Here is a 16,088-nt window from a genome sequence, read left to right as displayed (position 1 = left end):
AAGATACGCAGGCTTGCCAGAAACACCCCTCCCGCCCCTTGGACTCATTCTCTGCGTGCCATAAGCCATTGGTTTTCCTCTGTGTCTCTGTGTCCCAAGGGATACCGTCCCTTCCCTTCGGGACATATCTCTGTGGTGCAACCGCGGTGCTCGGGATCGAGAAAACGCGGCTGGAAAGGCAGGCTTTAGTATACTTGCCGACCATGCGACCCCAACCCACCTCCACCGAACATTTGCTCGCGCTTGCGCGCCAGGTGCTCGACATCGAAGCCGACGCCCTGCGTACCACGTCCTCCCGCCTCGACGCCGGCTTTGCCGACGCGGTGCACCTGATCCTCGCGTGCAGCGGCCGCGTGGTGGTGTCGGGCATGGGCAAGTCCGGGCATATCGGCGGCAAGATCGCCGCCACCCTGGCGTCCACCGGCACGCCGGCGTTTTTCATGCATCCGGGCGAAGCCAGCCATGGCGACCTCGGCATGATCACGCAAAACGATGTCGTGCTGGCGTTGTCGAATTCGGGCGAGAGCAACGAAATCGTTTGCATCGTGCCGCTCATCAAGCGGCGCGGCGCCAAGCTCATCGCGATGACCGGCAACCCGCATTCGACCCTGGCGCGCGAGGCCGACGCCCACCTCAATGCGTCCGTCGACAAGGAAGCCTGTCCGCTCAACCTGGCGCCCACCGCCAGTACCACGGCGGCACTGGCGCTGGGCGACGCGCTGGCGGTGGCGCTGCTCGATGCGCGCGGCTTTTCGGCCGATGATTTTGCCCGCTCCCATCCTGGCGGCAGCCTCGGCCGGCGCCTGCTGGTGCATGTGCGCGACGTCATGCACAGCGGCGACGAACTGCCGAAAATCGATCACGATGCCTCGCTCAAGGTCGCCCTGCTCGAAATGACGAAAAAGGGCCTCGGCATGACTGCCGTGGTCGACCCCGCCGGGAAAGTGGTAGGGGTGTTCACCGACGGCGACCTGCGCCGGGCGCTGGAGCATGCGCTCGATCTGCAGCAGGCACGGGTGACCGACCTGATGACGCCCAATCCCAAGACGATCGGCGCGGACGAACTCGCCGTGGCGGCGGTGGAAAAAATGGACACCCTGAAAATCAACGGCCTGCTGGTGGTCGACCCCGACAACACTTTGGTCGGCGCGCTCAACATGCACGACCTGCTGAAAGCGGGGGTGGTGTGATGAACCCAAAAACCTCAGTTCTCACCACGGAGGCACAGAGACACCGAGTAAAACCAACAGCTTGGCCTGGCTTTTCACGCGCCCCTTTGTTGACTCGACTTTCTCTGTGCCTCTGTGCCTCTGTGCCTCTGTGGTGAGGGCTTTAAGGTGAGTACAACTTTGATCGAACGTGCACAAAAGATCCGGCTGATCGCCTTCGACGTCGACGGCGTGATGACCGACGGCACCCTGTTTCTGGCTGACGACGGACAGGAATACAAGGGCTTCAACTCGCTCGACGGCCACGGCCTGAAAATGCTCAAAAGCAGCGGCGTCGAGCTTGCCATCATCACCGGCCGCAGCTCGCGCGTGGTGGAAAACCGCGCGAAAAACCTCGGCATCGAGATCATCCACCAGGGCGCGCACAACAAGCTGGCCGTGTACGAGGCACTCTGCCGCGAACTCGGCATCGATTGCGAGGCCACCGCCTACATGGGCGACGACGTGGTCGACCTGCCGGTGATGCGGCGCGCCGGCCTGGCGATCACCGTGCCCGCCGCGCCCGAGTTGGTGAAGGCGCACAGCCACTACACCACCACCCGCGAAGCCGGGCGCGGCGCGGTGCGCGAAGCCTGCGAATTCCTGATGCGCGCGCAGGGCACGCTGGACGCGGCGCTGGCACCCTATCTGAAATGAAGCGCCGTGGCCCGACCCCGTCGCGCAGCGCGGATTTGAGGACAGCATGATCACGCGGGGCTCGCTGTGGCTGCCGCTGGTGATTTTGCTGCTGCTGGCCGCACTCAGCTTCTGGATCGAGCGTGCGGCGCAACTGACGGAGATCAGCAGCGAAGCGAGCCAAACCGACCCCGAAGGCATCATGGAAAACTTCGATGCGCTGCGCACCGATCCGGCGGGCAAACCGCATTACCGCTTGTCCGGCAAAAAGCTCAAGCATTATTCAGGCAGCAAGCGCACCGAACTGGAATCGCCCCACTTCGTCCAACTCGACGTCGAGGCCGGCGAAGTGAGCGCAGTGGCCAAGCAGGCCACCGTCTCGCCCGACGGCCAGGAGGTGGAACTGCGCGGCGACGTCGTCGTGGAACGTGCCGCCCGCCCTGGACAATCCGCCATGACCCTGCGCACGGCACAGCTGCTTGTTTTTCCCGAACGCGACCTGCTGCGCGCACCGGGCGCCGTCGAAATCCTCGACGCCTCCCTGGCGGTGCGCGCGGGCGCCATGGAATACGACGCCGGACAACGCCTCATCAAACTGACAGGACGGGTGCATGCCCGTTATATTTCCCGACAAAACCAAGGTTCATGAATGCCATGCACACATTGAAGATGGGTTGTTATGCGGCGCTGTGTGCCGCGTTGCTGGCCTCCCCTGCCCACGCCGAAAAAGCCGACCGCGACAAGCCGGTCAACCTCGAAGCGGACATGGTCACCATCGATGACATCAGGAAAGTCAGCGTCTACCAGGGCAATGTGATTTTGAGCCAGGGCACGCTGATGCTGCGCGCCGACCGCGTGCAGGCGACACAAAACGCGGAAGGGCTCGACACGCTCAGCGCCACCGGCCGCCCCGCGACGTTCCGCCAGAAGCTCGATGGCCGCGACGAGTTCATCGATGGGTTTGCCGACCGCATCGAGTACAACAGCGTCAACAGCCAGCTTGAAATGATCGGCCAGGCCCAGCTGCGGCGCGGCAGCGACGAACTGCGCGGCGCGCAGATTTCCTACAATGCCAATACCGAATTCTACAAGGTCGTCGGCCAGCCTGATGCAAAAACCCCGGCCGGCCGGGTACGCGCCGTCATCCGCCCGAAACCGCGTACCGACCAGCCCGCCGAGAAACCATGAGCCAGATTTCCGCCCAGCGCCTGCGCAAGACGTATGGCAAACGCACCGTAGTCCACGACGTCTCGTTCGAGGTCAATAGCGGCGAGGTGGTCGGCCTGCTGGGGCCCAACGGCGCCGGCAAGACCACCTGTTTCTACATGGTGGTCGGACTGGTCGCAGCCGACGGCGGCAGCGTGCAGATGGATACGCACGACCTCACCCACATGGAAATTCACCAGCGTGCACGGCTGGGGCTGGCCTACCTGCCGCAGGAGCCGTCGATCTTCCGCAAGATGACGGTGGAGGAGAACATCCGCGCCATTCTGGAGCTCAAGCCCTACAGCAAGGATGAGCGCGAGGAACACCTCAACAACCTGCTGGAAGACCTGCATATCGGCCACCTGCGCGAGGCGGCCGCCATCAGCCTGTCCGGCGGCGAGCGCCGCCGAGTGGAAATCGCGCGCGCACTGGCGATCAATCCGCGCTTCATCCTGCTTGACGAGCCCTTCGCCGGGGTCGACCCCATTGCCGTGCTCGACATCCAGAAACTGGTGCATTTTTTGATCGAGCGCGACATCGGCGTGCTCATCACCGACCACAACGTGCGCGAAACCCTGGGCATCTGCGACCGCGCCTACATCATCAATGAAGGACGTCTGCTGATCGCCGGCACGCCCGACCTCATCATCCAGGACGACAACGCACGCAAGGTCTATCTAGGCGAAAATTTCCGCCTGTAATCCCGGACCCGGCAAACAAATCACGCAACACGCGCTACACTTGATTCAAGTCGGCACGATTTTTGCCGTAGTCAGGTTTCATGAAACACAGCCTTCAACTCAAGCTCGGTCAACACCTTACCCTGACGCCGCAACTGCAGCAGTCGATCCGGCTGCTGCAGTTGTCGACGCTGGAATTGAACCAGGAACTGGAGCAGATGCTGCAGGACAATCCGCTGCTGGAACGCGAGGACGAGAACGAAGACGAAGTCAGCCTGGCGGCCGCCGAGGCCCCCGTCCACACGGCCGAGGCTGAGGCGCAGAGCACGGAAGCCCCTCAGCCCGAGAGCTCCGAATCCGATCCGGTGACCTCGCTCGATGATTCCGACTGGAACGACTACAGTGCGGCCGGCAGCAATGACGAAGACAGCGACTATGAGCAAGGCTCGGTATCGGGTTCAACCTTGCGCGAACACCTGCTGAACCAGCTGATCGTCAGCCCACTGACCTTGCGCGACCGCACGCTGGTTGCCGCGCTGATCGACGACCTCGACGAAGCCGGCTTTCTTACCCAGCCGCTGGAAGACATCACCGCCAGTCTGCAGGCCGAAATCGAGGAGCTCGAACCCCAGGAGGTCGAAACCGCGCTCAAGCACCTGCAAAACATGGACCCGACCGGCGTCGGCGCGCGCAACCTGGCTGAATGCCTGACCCTGCAGCTGCGCGCCCTGTCCCCCGACACCCCGGCGCGCGACGCCGCCATGCGGCTGACGGCGCATTATCTCGATCTGCTCGCCGCGCGCGATGTCGGCAAGCTGAAAAAAATGCTCGGAATCGACGACCCCGCGCTGCGTGCTGCGCGTGCCCTGATCCTGTCCCTGAACCCGCGTCCCGGCGCGGCCTTCGGCGCCGACGAAACGCACTACGTCATTCCCGACGTCTATATACGCAAGATCAAGGGCATGTGGATCGCCAGCCTCAATGCCGACGCCATGCCCAGGCTGCGCGTCAACCGCGTCTATGCCGACATCCTGGCGCGCCACCGCGAAAACGGTGGCAGCCAGCTGGCCAGCCAGCTGCAGGAAGCACGCTGGCTGATCAAGAACGTGCAACAGCGCTTCGACACCATCCTGCGCGTCTCGCAGGCCATCGTCGACCGCCAGAAGCAGTTCTTCGAGCACGGCGATGTAGCGATGCGCCCGCTGGTGTTGCGCGAGATCGCCGACACGGTTGAGCTGCACGAATCGACCATTTCACGCGTGACCACACAAAAATTCATGATGACGCCGCGCGGCCTGTACGAACTGAAGTATTTCTTCGGCAGCCATGTCGCCACCGACAGTGGCGGCGCCTGCTCGTCGACCGCCATCCGGGCGCTGATCAAACAGCTGATCGCCGCCGAAAGCGGCAAGAAACCGCTGTCCGACGGCCAGCTGGCCGACGTGCTCGGCCAGCAGGGCATCGTGGTGGCCCGCCGCACCGTCGCCAAATACCGCGAATTGCTGCAAATCCCCCCCGCAAACATGCGCCGCGCGCTTTGATCGCAAACGCTTTCCCGTGCCATCCCGGCCAAAAGGCCGCGTCACGCTTGAATGTGCCCCGCTTTCGTCTCACAATGAAATCGAGCGCACGCTGTCGCTCCTGAAACGGGACAGAAAGCCGGTTTTCAGCTTTATCAAGCAGACTTAGGAGGCTCTATGAATTTGACAATTTCCGGTCATCATCTGGAAGTGACCCCAGCCATCCGCGACTATGTTTCCGAGAAACTCGACCGCGTCAAACGCCACTTCGACCACGTCATCAACGTGACCGTGATCATGCAGGTGGAAAAGCTGGTGCACAAAGTGGAAGCCACCCTGCACGTCAAGGGCCACGACTTCAATGCGCACAGCGAGGACGGCAACATGTACGCCGCGATTGACTTTCTGGCCGACAAGCTGGATCGCCAGATCGTCAAGCACAAGGAAAAAACCGCGGATGTCCATCAGGCCAGCGGCGGTTTGAAACATCAACCGACAGAAACCGTTGCCTGACGCCGATCCGTCCGAATTGAGGCAACCCCGCCCGGAGACACTCCGGGCGTATAATTTCCAGGCGCCGGACTCCCTTCCCCCGGCTTCGCAACCGGCATGAACCTAATCGCTCCCCTTATCACGCCCGACACCACCTTGCTGGACATGAGTTTTTCCAGCAAGAAGAAACTGTTCGAACACGCTGCCGAGCTGCTCGCCCAGACCCACGGGCTCAAATCCACCGACATTTTCACCAGCCTGTTCGAACGCGAACGCCTGGGTTCGACCGCGCTTGGCTACGGCATCGCCATTCCGCACGGCCGCATCAAGGGCCTGAAGGATGCCAGCGGCGCGTTTTACCGCCTGAAGATCCCGATCGAATTCGACGCCCCCGACAACCAGCCGGTGTCGCTGTGCTTCATTTTGCTGGTTCCCAAGGATGCCAACGAACGCCATCTGCAGATTCTGGGCGAACTGGCCCAGCTGTTTGGAGACGATGCCATGCGCTCAAAAATGCTGGCGGCCGACACCCCATCCGAATTGATCGCGCTGCTCGAATCGTGGTCAAGCTAGCCGCTCGGCGCATGGACGAACCCAGCCAGGTTTCGGTCGAGACGCTGTTTCGCGACATGGCGGAACAATTGTCCCTGCAGTGGATAGCGGGGCGTGATGGCGGCAAGCGTACCCTGTCTTCCGAAACCATCCAGAAACCGACTCTGGCCCTCATCGGGCATCTCAATTTTGTGCACCCCAACCGGGTACAGGTGCTGGGGCCTGCCGAAATGGGCTATCTGCGCAGCCTGTCCGAGTCCGGCCTGCAGGACGCCATCGATCACCTGTTTTCGACCGAACTGGCAGCCATCGTCGTCTCCAGCGGCGAAGCCGTGCCGGCAGTTCTGCTCGACAGTGCCGAGCGCACCGAAACCCCGCTGTTCACGTCGACGCTCGCGAGCCCCATCCTGATGTCCTACCTGGGGCATTACCTGACGCAGCGACTGGCCGAGGCCACCTCGATCCACGGCGTGTTTCTCGAGGTGCTCGGTACCGGCGTCCTGCTCAAGGGCGACGCCGGCGTCGGCAAGAGCGAGCTGGCGCTGGAGCTCATCTCGCGCAGCCATCGGCTGATCGCCGACGACGTGGTCGAACTAAAGCACGTCGCACCCCAAACGCTGGAAGGCAGCTGCCCACCGCTGATCCGCGATTTTCTCGAAGTGCGCGGCCTGGGCATTCTCAATATCCGCTTCCTGTTCGGCGAAATGGCGGTCAAGCCGAAAAAGAACCTCAATCTCATTGTCGAACTGGTGCATCCGGAAGAAGTGGGCGAAGTCGGTCTCAACCGGCTCGACATGGTAGCGTCGACCGAGACCATCCTCGACGTCGCTATTCCCAAGGTACGTATCCCGGTTGCGGCCGGCCGCAACCTCGCGGTGCTGGTCGAGGTGGCGGTGCGCAATCACCTCCTCAAACGCCGCGGCATCAATCCGGTCGAGCAGTTCATCCAGCGCCAGCAGGCGGCCATCAACGAGGGCAGTTGAGTGCAGATCGTTCTGGTCTCTGGACTGTCGGGGTCGGGCAAAAGCATCGCCATTGCGGTGCTGGAAGACGTCGGCTATTACTGCGTCGACAACCTGCCGCTGGCCATGCTGCAGCCGCTGGTCGACTATCTGAGGCACGAAGGCCACACCCGCATCGCCATCGCCATCGACGCGCGCAGCAGTGCGAGCTTTTCGCAACTGCCACAGATTGCCGAAGCACTGCGCGAACAGGGCGCCGACCTGCGGGTGATCTTCCTCGAATCCAAGACGCTGACGCTGGTCAAGCGCTTTTCCGAAACGCGGCGGCGCCATCCGCTGTCCAGCGACAGCGTGTCGCTGCAGGAAGCCATCCAGCTCGAACGCGAGATGCTCGCCGACATCGCGCCGCTGGCGCATCGAATCGACACCAGTGACCTCTCCGCCGCGGCGCTGCGGCTGTGGATCAAGGACCTGATCGGACAGGACCGTTCGCGCATCACGCTGCTGTTCGAGTCCTTCGGCTTCAAGCACGGCATTCCGCTCGACGCCGACCTGGTGTTCGACGTGCGCTGCCTGCCCAACCCGCACTATGTCGCCGAGCTGCGCCCGCTCACAGGGCGCGACCAGCCGGTGCAGGACTTTATCGAGTCCAGCCCCAACGCCATGGCGCTCCTGGCTGATATCCGCGGCTTTGTCGAAAACTGGCTGCCGTGCTTCATCCGCGACCATCGCGCCTACCTGACGGTCGCCATCGGCTGCACCGGCGGCCAGCACCGCAGCGTCTACTTCGCCGAAACGCTGGCCGCCGCCTTCCGCGAACGCGAGCAGGTGCTGGTGCGGCACCGCGAACTGTCATGATCCTTGAAACCGCAGTTGAACCACAGAGGCACAGAGAGCACAGAGGAAAGACGACACCGTGCATGTGTCAGTGTGCCCACCCGATGGGTGAAGGCTGGTTGATCGACAACCCATTGATTTCCTGCCGTTCTCCGTGCCTCTGTGTCTCTGTGGTGGGGTTCTTAGGATGATACTGCGCGCCGGCGACATGGGCGTGCTGCTGCTCGGCGGCGGCCTGGTTGCCGCGCTGACGGTATATGCATGGGGCGGTGATCGCGGCGACACGGCCGTCATCCGCGCCGCCGGCCAGGTGGTCAAAACCGCCCCCCTCACCCACGCGCAAAGCGTCTCCATCGACGGCCCGCTCGGCACCACGCGGATCGAGATCGAGCCCGGCCGCGCCCGCGTCGCAGCGGACCCGTCGCCGCGCCAACTGTGCGTGAAACAGGGCTGGCTCACGCTTTCCGGCCAGACGGCGCTGTGCCTGCCGAACCAGGTCAGCCTCGAAATCCGGGGCCGCGTCCCCGCCTATGACACGCTCGGCTATTGAATTGCCGGTCACCGCCGACGACCGCCGCATTGCGCGGCTGGCGGCGCTGGCGATCGGGCTGACGCTGGCCGAAGCGGCGATTCCCAGTCCTATCCCCGGGGTGAAACCGGGGCTGGCCAACATCGTCATTCTGCTGGTGCTGCTTCAATACGGCTGGCGCGCGGCGGCCTGGGTGTCCGTGTTGCGCCTGCTGGCCGGCGGCCTGCTGCTCGGCAGCCTGTTTGCGCCGGGCTTCTGGCTGGCGGCCGCCGGCGCGCTCGTCAGCCTGTCGGTACTGGGGCTGGCGCGCCACCTCCCCGACCGCTATTTCGGCCCGGTCAGCCTGTCGGTGCTGGCGGCGTTCGGCCACATCGGCGGCCAACTCGCGCTGGCCGGGATATGGCTGCTGCCCGCTGCGGCATTGCTCAAGCTGCTGCCGGTGTTTGCCGCCGCCGCACTGATTTTTGGCGCGGTGAACGGCGTCATCGTGGCGCGTCTGCTTGCCGGTCCTGTGTCATCCGGGCGACAATCCGGGTCATGCACCCCACCGTCAATACCGTAACCCTGGCGCTCACCGGCGCCTCCGGCATGGCCTATGGCATGCGCCTGCTCGAATGCCTGCTGGCCGCCGACGTGCGCGTTTACCTGCTGCTGTCGCAGGCCGCGCACATCGTCGCCAAACAGGAACTCGGCGTGGCGCTGCTGGCGCGCGCCGGCGATCTCGAAAAACAGCTGAGCGAAAGCCTGAACGCACGCGACGGCCAGCTGCGCGTGTTTGGCCGCGAGGACTGGAATGCGCCGGTCGCTTCCGGCACCAATCCGGCCGATGCGATGGTGGTGTGCCCGTGCTCGATGGGCACGCTCGCCGCCATCGCCCACGGCCTGTCCGACAACCTGATCGAGCGCGCGGCCGACGTGATGCTGAAAGAGCAGCGCAAACTCATTCTCGTCCCGCGCGAAGCGCCGTTTTCCACCCTGCACCTGGAAAACATGCTGAGGCTGTCGAGGATGAATGCAGTGATCCTGCCCGCCAACCCTGGCTTTTATCATCATCCGCAATCGGTCGAAGACATCGTCGATTTCATCGTCGCCCGCATTCTCGACCAACTGGGAATCCAGCACCAACTGATGGCACGCTGGGGGACGGCCGGTGAGTGACACCCTGCCCCTGTTCCCGCTCAATACCGTGGTGTTCCCCGGCGGGCAGCTGCCGCTGCGGATTTTCGAGCAGCGTTATCTCGACATGGTCAAACAGGCCATCGCCGACAACACGCCGTTCGGCATCTGCATCATCCGCGAAGGCAGCGAGGTCGGCACCCCCGCTGTTCCCTACGCTGTCGGCACCCGCGTGCACATCACCGACTGGGACATGCCGCAGACCGGCATCCTGCACATTGACACGCAGGCAGCGGAACGCTTCGTCGTCCGCAGCACCCGCACCGAACCCAGCGGCCTGCTCATCGGCAACGTGGACGCGGTCAGTGTCGAGCCCGCCAGCGCCATCCCCAACGAGCTCGAACTTGCCGTCGAAATCCTGCGCCATATCATCGACGAATACGGCGACGCCCATTTCCCCATGCCGCATGAATTCGACAACGCGGTGTGGGTCGGCTACCGGCTGTCAGAAGTGCTGCCGCTCAAGCGCTCCATCAAGCAGAATTTGCTGGAAATGAACGACAGCGTGATGCGCCTGCGCATCCTCACCAATTTCCTCAAAAAGCAGATCAACTGATGGATACCTCTAGAAATCGTAGCGAGCGGCCATCAGCCGGACGCGCCCGGAGCGCAGGAACCGGAATGTACATGGAAGTACATGAGGATTCAGAGCACCGGACGCGCCCGGATCATGGTTGCGCAGTAGATTTATAGGGGTATCCAGATGGCGCGCTTCTATCCCGCACTTGAAGCCAAACACCGCGACTTCATCGCTGCGCAGAACCTGTTCTTCACCGCCACCGGCACCGCCGACAGTCACCTCAACCTGTCGCCCAAGGGCATGGACAGCCTGCGCGTGCTCGACGCGAATCGCGTGGCCTATCTCGATCTCACCGGCAGCGGCAACGAAACCGCAGCCCATCTGAAGCACGACGGCCGCATGACGATGATGTGGTGCAGCTTCGACGCCAACCCGCTGATCCTGCGCCTGTATGGACGCGGCCGCGCCGTGCGCCGGCAGGATCCCACGTGGAGCGAACTGCGCCGCCACTTTCCCGCCCTGCCTGGCGAACGCCAGCTCATCGTGCTCGACATCGAATCGGTGCAGACCTCGTGCGGTTACGCCGTGCCGATGTACACCTACCTGGGTGAACGCGACACCCTGGCGCGCTGGGCCGACAAGAAAGGCGCGGTGGGTTTACTGGATTACTGGCGCGAAAAAAACCAGGTCAGCATTGACGGCCTGCCCACCGGTCTGCTGGAGGACGCATGATGAAACGAATCCCGATTCTGCTTGGGTTGATCCTGAGCGCCTGCGACCCGACGCCGCCGCCGCAGCCCGAAACCGAACGCAAACCCAACCCGGCGTTCGAAACCCAGATTCAGGCGATGGAAAAAGCACGCGCGGTCGAGCAACAGGTTCGGGACGCTGCCGATGCGCAGCGCCAACAGCTGGAAGCGGCAACCCAGCCCTAAGCGTCATTTCCCGTCACCCGGACCCCGGAGAAATCCGGGCGCGTTCAGCCTGCGGCCAGGCCGCATCGGCTAAACTGTCATCATGTTGAAATGGCTGGTCACCCTGATTGCAGCCCTGCTGATCCTGGGCCTGTTCACCCCCTGGCTCAACCGCCTCGGCCTGGGGCGACTGCCGGGCGACCTGCGGGTCAAGCGCGCGCGCGGCACCTTCTACTTCCCCTTCACCAGCGTCATTCTCATGTCGCTGCTGCTCTCGCTACTTGCCTATCTGTTGGGTCGATGAATAAAGCATTTGTTAAGGAAACCGACGCGGCGGACGCCGACGAAGACGACGTCGCAGCGCCGGCGCTGCCCGTCGGGTCGAAGAATTACATGACGCCCGCAGGCTACGCGCAGCTCGACGCCGAATTCAATCATCTGTGGAAAAACGAGCGGCCCAAGCTGGTGGAAACGATCTCCTGGGCCGCCAGCAACGGTGACCGCTCGGAAAACGGCGACTACATCTACGGCAAGAAACGCCTGCGCGAGGTCGATCGCCGCATCCGCTTTCTGTCCAAGCGACTGGAACACGCCGAGGTGGTCGACCCCGCCACCCGCGAGGACACCGATCAGGTGTTCTTCGGCGCCACCGTCACCGTCGCCGACCAGGACGGGCGCGAGTCCACCTACGCCATCGTCGGCACCGACGAAGCCGACGCCGGGCGCGGCCGCATTGCCTGGATTTCGCCGATGGCGCGTGCGCTGCTGAAGGCGCGCGAAGGCGACACCGTCAGCGTGCAGACGCCGGACGGACGGCGCGAGGTGGAAATCGTCGAAGTGCGCTATCAGGCCATCGACTGAGCGGCGTGTGACACTATCGGAATAGTCACGGGCAGCCACCCTGCACGCCTGATTGAAGAAGTTGCGCCCCCTGTCCCCATTGATTCCACGAGGCCATCATGAAACCTGTCCATCTCGGTACCAGCCTGTTGTTGTTTGCGGCGCTTGCCGCCTGTGGTGACGCCACCGCACCCAGCGGGGAGGCCGCGTTGCAGGCCGGATCGGCCGCATCCAGCTTGCCCGATCCTTCAGACATTCTGGCGGCGCTGCCGCCCGAGGCCCAGCCTTACGGCCTGGATGTCTATAGCGCCAAGTGCATAAGCTGCCACGGCGACCTGGGTCAGGGGATCGACAACAACCCCGCGCTCAGGGGGCTGACGCCTGCTGCCATGCAGCAGAAACTGCTGGACTACCGCGCGGGCAAAACCCTGGGGGCGCAAACCGCCGTAATGGCCCAGGCCGTGGCGGGGCTCAGCGATGCGGAAATCGCCGCAGTTTCAATCTACGCCGGGGAATAAGGCAACGGGGCTAGCTGCCTTCACGCAACGCGAAGACAGGCAAACTCAGTACAGCGCGCTGGCCAGCAGGCGCCGGTAGCGGCTCACCCGTTCGCCGCCACCCAGCAGGTCGAATACCGACAGCAGGGTCTTGCGGCCGATATCGTCGCCGAAGCCGCGATCGCGGCGGACGATTTCCAGCAACTGGTCCATCCCCGCTTCGTACTGCCCGGCGGCGACCAGCAGCTTGGCCAATTTCAGCCGCGCCTCCAGATCGTTTTCGTCTGCCGCCACCCGCGCGCTCAGCGCCGCCTCGTCTTCGCCGGCTGCGCCCATGAACTGCAATCGGGCTTTTAACTGCGGCACGCGTGGGTCGGCATCGTCCGCCATGCCCGCAATCAGACGGCGGATTTCGTCGGCTTCGCCGAGGTCGAGCATGATTTCAGCGGCGTCGAGCCGCACGCCGACATGGGCAGGGGCGATTTTCGAAGCATCGGCCAGCTTCTGCAACGCGGCAGACATATCGCCCGCAAGACGCAGTTCGGCGGCCTCTGCACGCAGTTCGTCAGCCGGGCCGGGCACCAGTCGATCGAGGAAGGCGCGCACCTCGGATTCCGGCAGCGCACCGGAGAATTCATCGACCGGCTCGCCGTCGACGAAGGCCTTGACGCTGGGAATGCCGCGCACGCCGTAGCGCGTGGCGAGCGCCTGGTTGTCGTCTGAATTGACCTTGGCGAGCAGGAACTTGCCGCCGTATTCGGCGGCGAGCTTTTCCAGGACGGGTTTCAGCGACTTGCAGGGGCCGCACCAGGGCGCCCAGAAATCGACCAGCACCGGGCGATGCTTCGATTCTTCGAGAACGTGTTGCGGGAAGTCGGCAAGGCCGACGTCGAGGGCATGCTCAGTCATGGAAACTCCGCTTCAAATCTGCCGGATGGCCTCGGCTTAAATCAGACTAGCTTAGGGAGGCGCTGATTAATTCGTCGTTGCGAGGAGCGCAGCGACGCGGCAATCCAGAAATGCCCGCTTAATCAATACGCTGGATTGCCGCGCTTCGCTCGCAATGACGGCCATATCGAATTAATCAGCGCTTTCTTAGATCTGCCTGGCCAGTTCGGCCGCCATCCCGGTATAGGAGCCCGGGGTCAGGGTCTTCAGGCGGGCCTTTTCGGGGTCGGGTATCGCCAGGCCGTCGATGAACAGATGCAGGATCTCGCGCGTCATGCCGGCCTTGCCGCGCGTGAGCTCCTTCAACTGCTCGTAGGGGTTGGCGACACCGTAGCGCCGCATCACGGTCTGGATCGGTTCGGCCAGCACTTCCCAATTGGCGTCGAGATCCGCCGCCAGCACGGCCGGGTTGGCCTCCAGCTTGGACAGGCCGCGCAGGCAGGATTCGTAGGCCAAGAGGCTGTAGCCGAAGCCGACGCCCATGTTCCTGAGCACGGTGGAATCGGTAAGGTCGCGCTGCCAGCGCGAGACCGGCAGCTTTTCGGCGAGATGCCGCAGCACCGCGTTGGCCAGCCCCAGGTTGCCCTCGCTGTTCTCGAAATCGATCGGGTTGACCTTATGCGGCATGGTGGAAGACCCGACCTCGCCCGCCTTCACCTTCTGCTTGAAGTAGCCGACCGAGATGTAGCCCCAGAGGTCGCGGTTCAAATCGATGAGGATGGTGTTGGTGCGCGCGATGGCGTCGTACAGTTCGGCCATGGCGTCGTGCGGCTCGATCTGGATGGTGTAGGGGTTGAAGGTGAGCCCCAGCTCCATCACGAACGCGCGCGCAAAGTGTTCCCAGTCGATCTCGGGATAGGCCGACAGATGCGCGTTGTAGTTGCCGACCGCACCGTTGATCTTGCCCAGCAGTTCGATATCGCCGATGGCGATATAGCTGCGGCGCAGGCGGTAAACGACGTTGGCGAGTTCCTTGCCGACCGTGGTGGGCGAGGCGGGCTGGCCATGGGTGCGCGACAGCATCGGCAAATCGGCCAGCGCGTGCGCCAGTTCGGTCAGCCGAACGATCAGTTTTTCCAGCGCGGGCAGCAGGATGGCGTCGCGTGCGCCCTTCAACATCAAGGCATGCGACAGGTTGTTGATGTCTTCCGAGGTGCAGGCGAAGTGGATGAACTCGGACACCGCCGCGATCTCGGCACTGTCCTGGGTCTTTTCCTTGAGGAAATACTCGACCGCTTTCACATCGTGATTGGTGGTCGCCTCGATGGTTTTGATGCGCTCGGCGTCCGCCACCGAAAAGGTGTCGGCAATGCGGTCGAGCAGCGCGACCGCATCGGCGGAAAACGCCGGCACTTCGGCAATTGCAGGTTCGGCTGCCAGCGCCTTCAGCCACTCGATTTCGACGATGACTCGGTATCTGATCAGCGCATACTCGCTGAAGAAGTCGCGCAACGGCGCGGTCTTGCTGCCGTAGCGGCCATCGAGCGGAGAAAGGGCGGTCAGTGCGTTGAGTTCCATCGTGTCATCCGGTTTGATTGTTCATTCAGTTAAACGGTGCGCGTCACGCTGCGTAACCCTAAAATCTTCACCACAGAGGCACAGAGATATGTCCCGCAGGGACGGTATCCCTTGGGACACAGAGAAAAAACAAGGCTCTTTCATCGTTATTTGTTGGTGTTGGCCAGCGCTGTAGGAGAGGCGCCCTCGCCCCGATTTGCGCGCCGTCGCAGCCTCCACGGCCTCCTCCTCGCGGGGGCTCCTACAACAGCAGACCCCTGTGGGAGGCCGAGGGATAGGCACCTCATCAGAGGGGACAAGACATGACTTCAACAACTAACAGTGACATAGCCAAAAACAATATGTTGCAGCACGCTGCGCATTCACCTCTTGGACGAAAGCCAGATTCAAGACAACACAAGGGTTTAATGGGTCTCTCTGTGCCTCTGTGCCTCTGTGGTTCAACTGCCCTTCTCCAGGTTAAACGGTGCGCCGATCACGCACGGCCTGCGCCAGCGTACCGCTGTCCACATATTCCAGTTCGCCGCCCACCGGCACCCCGCGCGCCAGGCGGCTGACCCTGATGCCGCGCGCTTTCAGCAGTTCGCCGATGGTGTGCGCGGTGGCCTCGCCTTCCGGGGTGAAGTTGGTCGCCAGGATCACTTCCTCGACCACGCCGTCCGTCGCACGATTGATCAGGCGGTCGAGATGAATCTCGCGCGGACCAATGCCATCGAGCGGGGAGAGGCGCCCCATCAGCACAAAATACAAACCGTTGTAGCTCTGCGTGGCTTCCATCATGTTGAAGTCGGTGGGCATTTCGACCACCGCCAGCTGCCGCTTGTCGCGACGCGAGCTGGTGCAAACCTCGCACACTTCCGCCTCGGAAAAATTATTGCACAGGCGGCAGTGGTGCAGATGGGTCAGCGCATGGTTGAGTGCCGCGGCGAGCTGCTCGGCACCGCGGCGGTCGCGCTGCAGCAGATGATACGCCATGCGCCCGGCCGACTTGGGGCCGACCCCGGGCAGCACGCGCAGGGCGCCAATCAGATTTTCCAGCGCGGCAGGTTGCAT

The 16,088-nt window shown here is 63.2% G+C and carries 22 protein-coding genes and 1 other RNA gene; 19 read left to right on the top strand and 4 right to left on the bottom strand.

The features are described 5' to 3' along the window. Positions 1-203 precede the first annotated feature (203 nt). The 14 genes from ABW22_RS05005 (at position 204) to ABW22_RS04940 (ending at position 10,354) form a co-directional block, all read left to right on the top strand. Positions 204-1,190: a KpsF/GutQ family sugar-phosphate isomerase gene (locus tag ABW22_RS05005; RefSeq protein ID WP_059752624.1), complete on the top strand. Its 987-nt coding sequence runs from the start codon at positions 204-206 to the stop codon at positions 1,188-1,190. 147 nt (positions 1,191-1,337) lie between these two features. Further along, positions 1,338-1,865: a KdsC family phosphatase gene (locus ABW22_RS05000; protein WP_059752620.1), complete on the top strand. Its 528-nt coding sequence runs from the start codon at positions 1,338-1,340 to the stop codon at positions 1,863-1,865. A gap of 46 nt (positions 1,866-1,911) precedes the next feature. After that, entirely contained in the window at positions 1,912-2,493 is a 582-nt protein-coding gene (lptC, locus tag ABW22_RS04995) for an LPS export ABC transporter periplasmic protein LptC (protein WP_059752618.1), read from the top strand. A 5-nt stretch (positions 2,494-2,498) separates the two neighbouring features. After that, positions 2,499-3,032 carry a lipopolysaccharide transport periplasmic protein LptA gene (gene lptA, locus ABW22_RS04990; RefSeq protein WP_059752615.1) on the top strand — a complete coding sequence of 178 codons (534 nt, stop codon included), beginning with the start codon at positions 2,499-2,501 and terminating at the stop codon, positions 3,030-3,032. Further along, on the top strand, positions 3,029-3,751 hold the full coding sequence (lptB, locus tag ABW22_RS04985) for an LPS export ABC transporter ATP-binding protein (protein ID WP_059752613.1): 723 nt from the start codon (positions 3,029-3,031) through the stop codon (positions 3,749-3,751). The genes lptA and lptB overlap by 4 nt, the downstream gene beginning before the upstream one ends. Before the next feature lie 80 nt (positions 3,752-3,831). Next, positions 3,832-5,271, top strand: coding sequence for an RNA polymerase factor sigma-54 (locus ABW22_RS04980; protein ID WP_059752610.1), 1,440 nt, complete (start codon positions 3,832-3,834; stop codon positions 5,269-5,271). A 156-nt stretch (positions 5,272-5,427) separates the two neighbouring features. Continuing rightward, positions 5,428-5,763 (top strand): ribosome hibernation-promoting factor, HPF/YfiA family, encoded by a 336-nt coding sequence (gene hpf, locus ABW22_RS04975; protein ID WP_059752609.1) that lies wholly within the window; start codon positions 5,428-5,430, stop codon positions 5,761-5,763. Positions 5,764-5,859: 96 nt separating this feature from the next. Continuing rightward, entirely contained in the window at positions 5,860-6,315 is a 456-nt protein-coding gene (locus tag ABW22_RS04970) for a PTS sugar transporter subunit IIA (protein ID WP_059752607.1), read from the top strand. Positions 6,316-6,326: 11 nt separating this feature from the next. Further along, positions 6,327-7,277 carry an HPr(Ser) kinase/phosphatase gene (gene hprK, locus ABW22_RS04965; protein ID WP_059752603.1) on the top strand — a complete coding sequence of 317 codons (951 nt, stop codon included), beginning with the start codon at positions 6,327-6,329 and terminating at the stop codon, positions 7,275-7,277. After that, the gene (gene rapZ / locus ABW22_RS04960) at positions 7,278-8,114 is read left to right on the top strand and encodes an RNase adapter RapZ (protein ID WP_059752599.1); all 837 of its coding nucleotides are present in this window, start codon (positions 7,278-7,280) and stop codon (positions 8,112-8,114) included. 166 nt (positions 8,115-8,280) lie between these two features. After that, positions 8,281-8,643 carry a NusG domain II-containing protein gene (locus ABW22_RS04955; RefSeq protein WP_059752597.1) on the top strand — a complete coding sequence of 121 codons (363 nt, stop codon included), beginning with the start codon at positions 8,281-8,283 and terminating at the stop codon, positions 8,641-8,643. Then, positions 8,624-9,184, top strand: a complete 561-nt coding sequence (locus ABW22_RS04950) for a Gx transporter family protein (RefSeq protein ID WP_059752594.1) — start codon at positions 8,624-8,626, stop codon at positions 9,182-9,184. The genes ABW22_RS04955 and ABW22_RS04950 overlap by 20 nt, the downstream gene beginning before the upstream one ends. Continuing rightward, complete coding sequence (locus ABW22_RS04945) at positions 9,160-9,780, top strand: flavin prenyltransferase UbiX (RefSeq protein ID WP_059752591.1); 621 nt, start codon at positions 9,160-9,162, stop codon at positions 9,778-9,780. The genes ABW22_RS04950 and ABW22_RS04945 overlap by 25 nt, the downstream gene beginning before the upstream one ends. After that, on the top strand, positions 9,773-10,354 hold the full coding sequence (locus tag ABW22_RS04940) for an LON peptidase substrate-binding domain-containing protein (RefSeq protein ID WP_059752588.1): 582 nt from the start codon (positions 9,773-9,775) through the stop codon (positions 10,352-10,354). The genes ABW22_RS04945 and ABW22_RS04940 overlap by 8 nt, the downstream gene beginning before the upstream one ends. Before the next feature lie 7 nt (positions 10,355-10,361). On the opposite strand, the gene ABW22_RS04935 is transcribed toward ABW22_RS04940, so the two are convergent. Then, positions 10,362-10,437, bottom strand: a non-coding RNA gene (locus ABW22_RS04935) — sX9 sRNA. A gap of 64 nt (positions 10,438-10,501) precedes the next feature. Between ABW22_RS04935 and ABW22_RS04930 the strand changes: the two genes are divergently transcribed. The 5 genes from ABW22_RS04930 to ABW22_RS04910 all read left to right on the top strand — a co-directional run bounded on the left by ABW22_RS04930 (position 10,502) and on the right by ABW22_RS04910 (position 12,590). Further along, on the top strand, positions 10,502-11,050 hold the full coding sequence (locus tag ABW22_RS04930; RefSeq protein WP_059752586.1) for a pyridoxamine 5'-phosphate oxidase family protein: 549 nt from the start codon (positions 10,502-10,504) through the stop codon (positions 11,048-11,050). Continuing rightward, positions 11,047-11,253 (top strand): hypothetical protein, encoded by a 207-nt coding sequence (locus tag ABW22_RS04925; RefSeq protein WP_059752583.1) that lies wholly within the window; start codon positions 11,047-11,049, stop codon positions 11,251-11,253. The genes ABW22_RS04930 and ABW22_RS04925 overlap by 4 nt, the downstream gene beginning before the upstream one ends. An 82-nt stretch (positions 11,254-11,335) precedes the next feature. Further along, the gene (locus tag ABW22_RS04920; RefSeq protein ID WP_059752580.1) at positions 11,336-11,536 is read left to right on the top strand and encodes a DUF2905 domain-containing protein; all 201 of its coding nucleotides are present in this window, start codon (positions 11,336-11,338) and stop codon (positions 11,534-11,536) included. Beyond that, positions 11,533-12,093 (top strand): transcription elongation factor GreB, encoded by a 561-nt coding sequence (gene greB / locus ABW22_RS04915; RefSeq protein WP_059752577.1) that lies wholly within the window; start codon positions 11,533-11,535, stop codon positions 12,091-12,093. Before ABW22_RS04920 ends, greB begins: the two co-directional genes overlap by 4 nt. Positions 12,094-12,191: 98 nt before the next feature. Continuing rightward, a complete protein-coding gene (locus tag ABW22_RS04910) occupies positions 12,192-12,590 on the top strand; it encodes a c-type cytochrome (RefSeq protein WP_059752575.1) in 399 nt (132 codons plus the stop codon). 45 nt (positions 12,591-12,635) lie between these two features. Here the strand turns inward: ABW22_RS04910 and ABW22_RS04905 are convergent, their stop codons facing one another. From ABW22_RS04905 to recR, 3 genes are all read right to left on the bottom strand, one after another. Continuing rightward, entirely contained in the window at positions 12,636-13,478 is an 843-nt protein-coding gene (locus tag ABW22_RS04905) for a thioredoxin family protein (protein WP_059752572.1), read from the bottom strand. Between the two features lie 186 nt (positions 13,479-13,664). Then, a complete protein-coding gene (purB, locus tag ABW22_RS04900; RefSeq protein ID WP_059752569.1) occupies positions 13,665-15,035 on the bottom strand; it encodes an adenylosuccinate lyase in 1,371 nt (456 codons plus the stop codon). Between the two features lie 459 nt (positions 15,036-15,494). Then, on the bottom strand, positions 15,495-16,088 hold the full coding sequence (recR, locus tag ABW22_RS04895; RefSeq protein ID WP_059752566.1) for a recombination mediator RecR: 594 nt from the start codon (positions 16,086-16,088) through the stop codon (positions 15,495-15,497).

This window comes from Thiobacillus denitrificans (genome assembly GCF_001530125.1).
Lineage (GTDB): Bacteria > Pseudomonadota > Gammaproteobacteria > Burkholderiales > Thiobacillaceae > Thiobacillus > Thiobacillus denitrificans_C.
This window is presented reverse-complemented; position numbering and strand designations above follow the sequence as displayed.